The following is a 10,688-nucleotide window of genomic DNA, read 5'->3' on the forward strand; positions in this document are numbered from 1 at the left end:
ACTAAAAACGAAAATATAGAAATGGATTATAGGATTCATCTACTAAATAGGCCGTGGATAAGCAGAGAATGATCAGATAACATAATGGCAGTACCAACTTTATGGCTATTTTCTGCTTATCTTTGACCGAATGCGGAATCTTTTCCATTACTGGTGTCGAACCAACCACTACAAGTAAAAGGAGGATAAAGTTTGTATAAAAATGATAAAGAAACGCTGCGTCCCACAGACTATTATTTGAAAATCCAAACATAATTTTTAAATAACCAAGACCTACGCTATAATCCTCAAATACAAATAAAACCCAACCGATTAATATGCATAAAATGAGATAACCATGCTGAAAAATGGGATGTAGCTTCCTTATTATTTTCAGCCACCCGGCTTTTTCAATCGCAATAATCAATCCAAAATATAGTCCCCATAAAACAAAGTTCCAGCTCGCACCATGCCATAAGCCGGTAAGTCCCCAAACCATGAACAGGTTCCTATAGGTGATAAATTTTCCTTTTTTACTGCCACCCATAGGGAAATATACATAGTCCCGAAACCATGAACCTAACGTTATATGCCATCTTCGCCAAAACTCTGTTACGCTTTTAGAAATATAAGGATAGTAGAAATTCCTAGGAAAATTAAATCCAAACATTCTACCTAATCCAACGGCCATATCTGAATAGCCACTAAAATCAAAATATAGCTGAAAAGCAAATGCAATGATTCCTAGCCATGCAGTCATTACTGTTAGTTCATTTAGATCCTGACTTTGAATTTGGCTCCAAAGCAAACCAATATTATTAGCAAGAAGAACTTTTTTACCTAATCCTATGATGAAAATTTTCACACCATCTGCAAATTGAGCTACATTGAACCTTCTTTTATTGTTTAGCTCCTCCGCCATATTCTCATAACGAACAATCGGTCCGGCTACTAGCTGTGGAAAGAATGATACATACATAGCAAAAGAGATTGGATTTTTTTGTGGTAATAGTCGACCACGGTAAACATCGATGGAATACGACATTGTTTGAAATGTATAAAAGGAAATACCAATCGGAAGTGGTAATTCGAGAGGCATCCATTCTGTTCCAATCAATAAATTTATATTTTCTATTAGAAAATCAGCGTATTTAAAAAAGGACAATAAGCCTATATTGATTAGTAGGGAGGAAACAAGAAATAGTTTCGCCTTCAAAGGCTTGCTCATTCGATATTTATGAATAAATAATCCGTGGAAATAATCGATAACCGCAGAAAATATCATTAATCCAATGTAAACCGGTTCTCCCCATGCATAAAAAACTAAACTGACTAGAAGTAGAACAGTCGTTTTCAAAATCCTCGGACTGATAAAATAAACAATAAGCGTTAGCGGTAGAAAGGAAAATAAAAATAATAAACTACTAAAAACCATAAATCCACTTCCATTTTAATTAGAAAAAGGCACATATTTGTGCCCATTACTCTATTATTTGAAATAACTATCAAATATCGCTTCAATCTTTTCCGGGTTACCAGAAGTCACGTATAATAGGTAGTTTCCATTTGTTTTAATTACATTATTTTTTACCTTTTCAAATTGGTCTGGTAAATAGATTTCCCACGTTTTGATTTGCGCTTCTTTTTCACGTTCTAGAGCTTCTTTAAGCGACTTCACATGTTTTTCGTCCTTTGCTTTTAAAAGAATAATCTCATCGGAGTTAACATTCATCATCGCAGCTAATACAAGGCCATCTTCCACTTCTTCTTTGTTCAGTTGCATTTTCTCCAAGTAAATGGATGTAGATGGATCCTTGTCATCCAATAAATCTACTTCAATATAACTTTGTAATTTCCCATCAACTAAAACATCTTCCCCAGCACCTTGCTCTTTCATGTCTGCTGCTATTTGTTCTTTTATCTTTAGAGACATTTCCTCTAAAGTAATCGTCGGCTGTACTTCATTTTTTCCACTTCCTTGGTTTGAACAACCCGCAATCATGCCAAGAACTAAGACGAATCCTAATAAACTCATTAACTTCTTCATGTGTATCCTCCTCATTTTTTGTTTTACATGAGGAGTAGACGGATGATTTATTAGTTTTGTTACAATAGTAATTTTCGCCTTACATACCTCAAGAAAATTATGGACAGAATAATCGTGGTGGTGGTGATAAAATTCATGGAAGTAAGTACATTAGCTGAGGTCGAAAAACTAGCCTTAAAAAAGTTAAAAATTTATCGCCAAAGTCAGCTTCGCTACATTTTGAGATCGATGTTAGCCAGTATGTTTATTGGATTTGGTGTTATCGTTGCCTTTAAGACAGGAAACTTTTTTTATTTAGAGCATTCGCCTTTTACATATCCAATGGCAGCCTTAACCTTTGGAGCTGCCATCATTTTGATTGCCTATGGTGGGGGAGATTTGTTTACTGGTAATACATTTTATTTCACCTATACCGCCCTACGAAAAAAAATCCGTTGGGCAGAGGTATTCAAGCTTTGGACCTTTAGTTATACCGGAAATATATTAGGTGCCGTCATCTTTGCTTTCTTAATTTTAACTACTGGGCTATTTAATGATTCTACTACAAGTGGCTTTTTGCTTAGTGTCGTCGAAAAGAAAGTACATCTTCCGACAATGCAATTATTTTTCAGAGCTATTCTCTGTAATTGGCTAGTCTGTCTTGCCTTTTTTATCCCTATGTCTTTAAAAGGGGATGGCCCTAAATTATTTACAATGATGCTGTTTGTCTTTTGCTTTTTTATATCTGGTTACGAGCACAGTATTGCAAACATGTGTACCTTCGCAATTGCGATTGTCATTGATCATCCAGGTACCATCTCCCTTGGTGGCATCATACATAATCTTATCCCGGTTACGATTGGGAACCTAATTGGTGGGGGAGTATTTATGGGTTATATGTACTATTACGTTAATAAACCATATTTAGACGAATACGAAAGTCAGAACTGAATATGAAAAAGGCCAGATTATATGATTTTTCTTTATTTCTTGCCGCCTTAGCCTTAGCCATACATACAGCAAGAATCACTGTTAATTATGATATTTATTTAAAAGCATTACTCGTGTATTGGCTTTTTTCTAGCCTGTATTACCACCTACGTATCGTGAATAAAAGGGGAAATACAAGTTTTGAATATGTTATTAGTTACAGTATTTCCATCGGAATTTTCACCGGACCACTAGGTTTGTTTATCTTTGAAGTTTTCTACCGTTTTACTGTTTATTTTACGAAAAAATGGACGAAAACAGCTGACCCCAATGAATTTCTAGATACTTTTTATAATATAGGATCACATGTTCTTGGTAACTCAATTGCTTTCTATTTGTTCACCTATTTTTATTCTAGATTTCATGGCTATCCCTTTGGTTTCTGGATTGTCATGTTATTTCTCGTTGCAATTTCTTCCCTTTTAACTACTTCCTTTCTCGGGATGTCCTTTCTTATCTCTGGTGATTTAAAAAACTTGAGAGAGGCTATCAAGTTTATTTCGAAGACCAGAAGTCCCATAGATATCGCGACATTAACCTTAACAAATGGGCTATTATTGCTATTCCTCCTAGAAGAAAAATGGGAACCGTTAATTTGTTTATTTATCCTTAATTATCTCGTAAGTGTTTCTCTTGTTTCTAAGGCACAAAATATTCAAAACAAGCTTGAACGTGATCAATTTGAGCAAATGGCATACACAGATTTTTTAACGGGCCTTTCCAATCGTGCCTATATGGATAAAAAAATTGTGGAATTAAATCAAAGTGGGGAGTGTATCGCCATTGTTGTCGCTGACATTGATAAATTTAAAAGGATTAATGACAATTATAATCATGCAGTCGGGGATCGCGTCATCCAGCACTTTGCGGAAACTTTAAAGAGCTATCTAGATGAAGAGGATTTCTTATTTAGAAGTGGTGGTGAAGAATTCACCATTTTTCTAAGAAAAAGAAACTATGAACAAAGCTTGGCGTTTGTAGAAGGGATTCACCGAGGGATTGAAAACACTAGTGTAAATGTTGAATTTCATTCCAAAATAATCAACCTCTCCTATACCGCTTCCTATGGGCTCTATTACTTCAAGATTAATGACCATGTTTCCATGGAGAAGGGCTATGTATTTGCGGATCATCTATTGCTTCAATCAAAGAATCTTGGAAGAAATCGATTATCTGTAAAAAATGGCCAACTTCAAACTTAAACGTACAAAAGGATACCTGAAGTGCTCAGGTATCCACCTTAAATAATTATTACAGGTCTTCCAATAGAGTAATATTCTACGTTTCCGCAGGCTTTTAACTGCTCTTCTTCCAAACAATTTCTACCGTCAAAAATAATCGGATGGTTCATCTTTTTAACCAAGCTTGCAAAATCCAATTGGGTGAATTCCTTCCACTCCGTGACAATCATTAAAGCATCCGCTTGTGAAATGGCATCATAAACCGAACTCGCATACGTTATGATATCGCCCAATACTTGCTTTGCGTTATTGATCGCGACCGGATCATAAGCCACTACTTCGGCTCCCATTTGTGTTAAAGAGTGAGCAATTTTAATGGAAGGAGCTTCCCTCATATCGTCCGTTTCCGGTTTAAAAGAGAGGCCCAGCATGGCAATTTTCTTCCCTTGTAAATCGCCAAATCGTTTTACTGCTTTTTTAACGAGGAGTTTTTGTTGATTATCATTAATAGCAATGGTTTCTTTTAACATGGAGAAATCCACTTGATACAAGCTGGCTGTGTGGAGTAATGCTTTCACATCCTTTGGAAAGCATGATCCACCATATCCAATTCCAGCTTGTAAGAAGGCTTCTCCTATTCGTTTATCTTTCCCGACCCCGTTGGCCACATCCTCCACATTTGCGCCAACGACCTCACAAAGGTTGGCGATCTCATTAATGTAGCTAATCTTTGTTGCTAAAAAGGCATTAGAAGCGTACTTAATCATTTCCGCACTTCTAATGTCTGCTAAGATGATTGGCGCATTGAGTGGTAAATACATTTCTCTAATTTTTTCAGCTGCTGTTTTATCATTTGAGCCAAGGATGATACGATCGGGCTTCATTGTATCCTGTACAGCTGACCCTTGTCTTAAAAATTCAGGGTTTGAAACCATTTGAACTGGGAACCCACATTCAGCCTCAATGATGGTTTGGATATATTCATTTGTTCCAACTGGTACTGTACTTTTTATAACGATAATAGAACTAGCCGCCACATACTTGGAAATATCTTTTGCCGCTTGTTCTAGATAAGATAAATCTGCAGCCCCATCATCACCTTGTGGTGTTCCTACCGCAATAATAATGATTTCTGCATCATTTAATCCTTCTTCAAGGGATGTTGTGAATTGGAGCCTCTGAGCCGTCATATTTGAAGCTAGTAAACTCTCAAGACCTGGTTCATAGATAGGGGAAATTCCGTTACGGAGATTATTTATCTTTTGTTCATTTATATCGATACAATAAACGTGATGCCCGATTTCTGACAAACAGACACCCGTTGATAGTCCGACATAGCCTGTACCCAAAACAGCTATTTTCATATTATTCTATCACTCGCTTACTCATCTGGATGTTTTCTTTCGGATTTATTCTGTAAATATTCATAAACCTCTTCACTTATATCGTCCCTCTCGAGGGCAAAGTCAATGGTTGCCTTAACAAAACCAATTTTATCGCCAATATCGTAGCGTCTTCCATTGAAGTTAAAGGCTAAAACCGCCTGTTGCTTATTTAGTTCATTAATGGCATCTGTCAATTGTAGCTCGTCGCCAGCACCATACGGAATTCTTGCTAAAATCTCAAATATTTGCGGTGTTAATACATATCGCCCCATAATCGCATAGTTAGATGGGGCATCTTCCTTCTTAGGCTTTTCCACTAATGAATCAATATGAAAAAGGTTTGCTTCATTTAAAGTTCCTTTTGGCTTAATAATCCCATATCTACTGACTTCATAATCAGGAACATGCTGGACTGCTACAACAGAACTATTATAATACTCGAATACATCAATAATTTGTTTCATACATGGTGTGTCTGACATGACGATGTCATCCCCTAATAAAACAGCAAACGGCTCGTCCCCGACCACACTTTTTGCGCAAAGAATAGCATGTCCTAAACCCTTCGCCTCTTTTTGGCGGACATAAACGATATTGACCAAATTGGAGATTTTCTGTACCTCTTCTAAAAGGTCAAGCTTATTTTTTTTAAATAGAGTATCTTCGAGCTCATATGATTTATCGAAGTGGTCTTCTATGGACCTTTTTCCTCTACCAATAATAATGATAATTTCCTCGATGCCGGAAGCAACTGCTTCTTCGACAATATATTGAATCGTAGGTTTATCAACAATTGGCAGCATTTCCTTTGGCTGTGCTTTAGTAGCTGGTAAAAACCTCGTACCGAGACCAGCAGCAGGAATAATAGCCTTACGGATTTTCATACCCTTCCTCCCTTCTTGATTTCCTTATTCTTTTTATATGCATAGCAGATTGCTCCGGTCACGATAGGTACCTAGTAATTGAAAGATAAATATTGTAATGGTTCATAGACCTAATGATAGGAATTTAAACCTGATTGAGGAAGATTGCTGAATGGTGTGGAAGATCTCTTCTACGGCGATTTACTAACATTGAACACCTTTATATTTGATTCAATTCCTTTCAAAGGGTACAGGCTACCAACCTAACCACGCAAAAAAAATTTTTCGATGCCGATTAGTCCAAGCTTATCCCCAAATCACTTCATATTTTATTGATAAAGGTTACAAAATTTTCTTTTATTAACTGAAAGGAGAAGGTTTATTTGCGTAAAGCATTGCATTTAAATTTACGAGTTGATCCAACTCAATATATTTCACAAATTCGTAATGTACCAGGTTATGACTATATTCATTTAGTCAGGCAATCAAAGTTTATGTTAGATATGTCTCTATTAAATGATAAGGTCTATTATCTTGATGAAATTTTTTCCCCAAAGGAATATGTAAAAAGAAATAAAATCTCACTATTACATGCTCACCATGGTCAATTAGGGGTCTTATTACTTCCTTTTAAGGATGAAACAAAGCTTCCATTAGTAACAAGTATCCGAGGTAGAGATGCTACAATGGCCAATCAGCCAGTTGGGTATTTAGAGAATATGAAAATGCTCTTTGAACGAGGTGAGCGTTTCTTCCCCGTTTGTAACTATCTAGCTGATCGATTAATTGCTTTGGGCTGTCCACCAGAAAAAATTAGAGTACTATACGGTGGCGTTGACCTGGATCAATTCCATTATCGAGCTCCCAATATAGAGAGTTCTTCTCAAAATATTTTATCTATGGGTAGATTAGTAGAAAAAAAGGGCCATCACATTCTCATGCAGGCCTTTCAAAAAATCAAAGATAAATTCCCAAATGCTACTCTAACCATTATTGGGGGTGGGGAGATGGAGGAACAACTACGTTCATTAGCTGTACAACTAGAATTAGGAGATTCATTTCGCCTATTAAATCATCTGCATAAGAGTCAAGTTCGAGAACAAATGGCAAATGCCGATTTATTTGTTGCAGCTAGCTTAGTAGCGTCAAATGGTGATGTAGAAGGAATTCCAAATGTACTAAAGGAAGCAATGGCTACAGGTATTCCCGTTGTGTCTACCAATCATGCAGGTATCCCTGAATTGATTATGAACGATAAAGAAGGCGTACTCGTACAAGAAAATAATGTAGATGCCCTTGCTGGCGCATTAGAATGGATGCTAGAAAACAAAGCTTTATGGCCATACTATTCCGCTAATGCTCGTGCCAAAATTGAACAAGCCTTTGATCTTAATCAACAGCTTCTAAAACAAGCTAGCTATTATGATGAACTGTTAGGAGGATATTAATGGAAGATATCAAATCGATTATTGTTACCAAAGGACCATCAGGGATAGAGATTCATAATCCCACTAACTATCCATTGATTGGTAATGGTGCTCAAGGTGCAGTATTCAAACTATCAGAAGATAAATGTGTGAAAATTTATACAAACCCGTTGCAAGCAAGTATGGAGCACGAAGCACTGAGGGCTGGGAGTCATCTAGCTTTTTTTCCAAAAGTCTATGAAACTGGTACAAACTATATCGTCATGGATTATTTCAACGCCCCTACTTTAAAGGAGTACCTTAGAAATTGTGTTTATATTCCTGAATCAATTACTTTGAAGATACTTACTATATTAGCGGAAATGAAAAAAGCCAACTTTACAATGGTTGATGCTCCACTCCGTCATATTTTTGTCCTTGAGAATGAGGAACTTAAAGTCATTGACCATGTAAATGCCTTCAAACGGGTGCATCCCGTTCCTTTAAAATTATTAAGAGATTTAAAAATGATCCTATTAAAGGATTCCTTCTTAGCCGAAGTAAAAAGATTAGAACCAGAAACCTTTAGGGAATGGGATTCTTATTTTCAAAAAAATAATTTGGACTATAAAAAGATGGTTGTCAGCTCAGGTGGGGTAGGATCTAGTGTAAAAGTGGACAGTGCTATTACACAAACTCTTATCGGGGCAGGACATCAAGGTGCCGTTTATCGAGCTTCAGAAGATAAATGTGTAAAGATATACGGAAATACACTGCATGCTTCTCAAGAGAAAGAGGTTCTGACAAAGGGTCAAAACTTATCCTTTATCCCTAAAGTCTTTGATACAGGACCAAACTATATCTTAATGGAGTATTTAGCAGGGCCAGATTTGAATGCGTTTCTAAAAAAACAAGCCACCCTTTCAATCGATATTACCAAAGAACTACTAAATATTTTAACAACCATGAAAAAATCAGGGTTTAAGCAAATTGACGCTCCATTACGTCATATTATTATTACGAGAAATGGCTTTAAGATGGTTGACCATGTGTACTCCTTTATACGTAACCAAGTCAGACCATTAGAGCTTTTCAAGGACCTTCACATAAGAGGATTTTTAGATGCCTTCCTAGAGCAAACACAACAACTAGCGCCAAAATTGCATGCAGCATGGACAAAGCATCCGATTCCGCTCCAGGATGATGAAGTGGCTCCAGTCGAGGAAATGATTGGAATTGAACATTACGACTACGTTCATGAAGAGCAAAATAACAACAAGAATGGCAAAAAAGAAAAACAAAAAGATAAAGGGAAGAAAGAGAAACATTATAATGAGGAATCCAAAGATAGAGGAAAAAAAGATAAACATCACCATAAAGAGGAAGGGCATAAAAAAGACAAACATCGCAAAGAAGAAGGGCACGGTAAACATCATCATAAGGAAGAGGGTAAGGGCAGAAAGGGCGATCATAAAGAAGGAAATCATCATCACAAAGAATCAAAAGGTAAAGAGGGACATGATAGCCATAAAGGTACTAAAGGTAAAGAGGGGCATGGTAGCCATAAAGGTTCTAAGGGTAAAGATGGGCATGGCAGCCATAAAGGTTCTAAAGGTAAAGATGGGCATGGCGGGAACAAAGGGAAGAAAGAGAAAAAATGAATATTTTAGTGACGGGGACAGCAGGTTTTATCGGTTTCCATCTAACGAGGCGTTTATTAGCTGAAGGTTTTCATGTAATCGGTATCGATAATATGAATGGCTATTATGATGTTCAGCTAAAAAAGGATCGTCTAAAACTCCTAGAAGGAAACGCTCATTTTGAATTTTATCAACTTGATTTATCCGATAGGGACAGGCTCTATCAACTATTCGAAGACAAGTCGATTCCTATCGTCATCAATTTAGCCGCTCAAGCGGGTGTCCGTTATAGCCTTTCTAACCCACATTCCTATGTAACCTCAAACCTAGTTGGATTTGTTAATATTTTGGAAGCATGTAGACACTATTCTGTTGGGCACTTGATTTATGCCTCTTCTAGTTCTGTTTACGGAGCAAATATTCTAATTCCTTTCTCTACTAAGCACTCTGTCGATCATCCCGTAAGCTTATATGCAGCTTCTAAAAAAGCCAATGAATTAATGGCCCACACGTATAGTCATTTATTTCAAATTCCAACTACTGGCCTTCGTTTCTTTACCGTGTATGGCCCTTGGGGTCGACCTGATATGGCCTATTACTCCTTTACGAAGGATATAATCGAAGAAAACACGATAAAGGTGTTTAACAACGGCGATATGCGAAGAGATTTCACCTATATTGATGATATTGTCGAAGGAATTGTTAGACTACTAGATCAACCACCAAAATACAATAGCGAATGGGACCGGGTAAACCCAGACCCAAGTTCTAGCTACGCTCCCTACAAAGTCTATAATATTGGAAATAATAATCCCGTTAAGTTAATGGACTTTATTAACGTATTGGAGAAGCTGATTGGTAAAAAAGCCAAAATGGAATTTTTACCGATGCAAGCAGGAGACGTAAAAGAAACCTATGCAGATATTACTGATTTAAATAAAGATGTAGGATTCTATCCGACAACCTCCATTGAAGAAGGGTTAGCTGAGTTTGTAAGGTGGTACAAACTTTACTCGAATAAATTATAGCGAAAGAGACGCTGACGTATAGCGCTAAAGGTTCTCTTTTTAAGTGCAAAAATCGAAGTAACAATTTAAAAAGGATGATAAATCGCTTAGGATTTAGCATCCTTTTTTTGAGTTTGAAAAGTTGGTGATATTTCTGGAAAGCCGGTGATATTTCTGGAAAGTCGGTGATTTGTGCTGAAAAGTCGGTGAT

9 protein-coding genes are annotated in these 10,688 nt (G+C 36.8%); 5 read left to right on the top strand and 4 right to left on the bottom strand.

Annotated features, from left to right (window positions below):
* Position 1 precedes the first annotated feature (1 nt).
* Entirely contained in the window at positions 2-1,414 is a 1,413-nt protein-coding gene (locus LRP83_RS02420; RefSeq protein WP_230495071.1) for an MBOAT family O-acyltransferase, read from the bottom strand.
* Between the two features lie 54 nt (positions 1,415-1,468).
* Positions 1,469-2,026: a DUF4358 domain-containing protein gene (locus LRP83_RS02425; RefSeq protein ID WP_230495072.1), complete on the bottom strand. Its 558-nt coding sequence runs from the start codon at positions 2,024-2,026 to the stop codon at positions 1,469-1,471.
* Positions 2,027-2,161: 135 nt separating this feature from the next.
* On the opposite strand from LRP83_RS02425, the gene LRP83_RS02430 reads away from it, so the two are divergent.
* Positions 2,162-2,956 (top strand): formate/nitrite transporter family protein, encoded by a 795-nt coding sequence (locus LRP83_RS02430; RefSeq protein ID WP_230495073.1) that lies wholly within the window; start codon positions 2,162-2,164, stop codon positions 2,954-2,956.
* Positions 2,957-2,958: 2 nt separating this feature from the next.
* Positions 2,959-4,197 (top strand): GGDEF domain-containing protein, encoded by a 1,239-nt coding sequence (locus LRP83_RS02435; RefSeq protein ID WP_230495074.1) that lies wholly within the window; start codon positions 2,959-2,961, stop codon positions 4,195-4,197.
* A 38-nt stretch (positions 4,198-4,235) separates the two neighbouring features.
* Here LRP83_RS02435 and LRP83_RS02440 read toward each other — a convergent pair whose 3' ends face one another.
* The gene (locus LRP83_RS02440) at positions 4,236-5,540 is read right to left on the bottom strand and encodes a UDP-glucose dehydrogenase family protein (RefSeq protein ID WP_230495075.1); all 1,305 of its coding nucleotides are present in this window, start codon (positions 5,538-5,540) and stop codon (positions 4,236-4,238) included.
* A 17-nt stretch (positions 5,541-5,557) separates the two neighbouring features.
* A complete protein-coding gene (galU, locus tag LRP83_RS02445) occupies positions 5,558-6,445 on the bottom strand; it encodes a UTP--glucose-1-phosphate uridylyltransferase GalU (protein ID WP_230495076.1) in 888 nt (295 codons plus the stop codon).
* A 362-nt stretch (positions 6,446-6,807) separates the two neighbouring features.
* Between galU and LRP83_RS02450 the strand changes: the two genes are divergently transcribed.
* From LRP83_RS02450 to LRP83_RS02460, 3 genes are read left to right on the top strand one after another with little or no spacing between them, the layout of a single operon-like run.
* Positions 6,808-7,872 carry a glycosyltransferase gene (locus tag LRP83_RS02450; protein WP_230495077.1) on the top strand — a complete coding sequence of 355 codons (1,065 nt, stop codon included), beginning with the start codon at positions 6,808-6,810 and terminating at the stop codon, positions 7,870-7,872.
* Positions 7,872-9,491: a hypothetical protein gene (locus LRP83_RS02455; protein ID WP_230495078.1), complete on the top strand. Its 1,620-nt coding sequence runs from the start codon at positions 7,872-7,874 to the stop codon at positions 9,489-9,491. Before LRP83_RS02450 ends, LRP83_RS02455 begins: the two co-directional genes overlap by 1 nt.
* Positions 9,488-10,498, top strand: coding sequence for an NAD-dependent epimerase (locus tag LRP83_RS02460; RefSeq protein ID WP_230495079.1), 1,011 nt, complete (start codon positions 9,488-9,490; stop codon positions 10,496-10,498). The genes LRP83_RS02455 and LRP83_RS02460 overlap by 4 nt, the downstream gene beginning before the upstream one ends.
* Positions 10,499-10,688: the final 190 nt, after the last annotated feature.

The sequence above is a fragment of the Pseudoneobacillus rhizosphaerae genome (assembly GCF_917563885.1).
Lineage (GTDB): Bacteria > Bacillota > Bacilli > Bacillales > Cytobacillaceae > Pseudoneobacillus > Pseudoneobacillus rhizosphaerae.

What these genes read in the sequence shown, in the direction of transcription:
- LRP83_RS02420 (WP_230495071.1), bottom strand. Translation starts at nt 1,414, where the DNA reads ATGGTTTTTAGTAGTTTATTATTTTTATTTTCCTTTCTACCGCTAACG.
- LRP83_RS02425 (WP_230495072.1), bottom strand. Translation starts at nt 2,026, where the DNA reads ATGAAGAAGTTAATGAGTTTATTAGGATTCGTCTTAGTTCTTGGCATG.
- LRP83_RS02430 (WP_230495073.1), top strand. Translation starts at nt 2,162, where the DNA reads ATGGAAGTAAGTACATTAGCTGAGGTCGAAAAACTAGCCTTAAAAAAG.
- LRP83_RS02435 (WP_230495074.1), top strand. Translation starts at nt 2,959, where the DNA reads ATGAAAAAGGCCAGATTATATGATTTTTCTTTATTTCTTGCCGCCTTA.
- LRP83_RS02440 (WP_230495075.1), bottom strand. Translation starts at nt 5,540, where the DNA reads ATGAAAATAGCTGTTTTGGGTACAGGCTATGTCGGACTATCAACGGGT.
- galU (WP_230495076.1), bottom strand. Translation starts at nt 6,445, where the DNA reads ATGAAAATCCGTAAGGCTATTATTCCTGCTGCTGGTCTCGGTACGAGG.
- LRP83_RS02455 (WP_230495078.1), top strand. Translation starts at nt 7,872, where the DNA reads ATGGAAGATATCAAATCGATTATTGTTACCAAAGGACCATCAGGGATA.
- LRP83_RS02460 (WP_230495079.1), top strand. Translation starts at nt 9,488, where the DNA reads ATGAATATTTTAGTGACGGGGACAGCAGGTTTTATCGGTTTCCATCTA.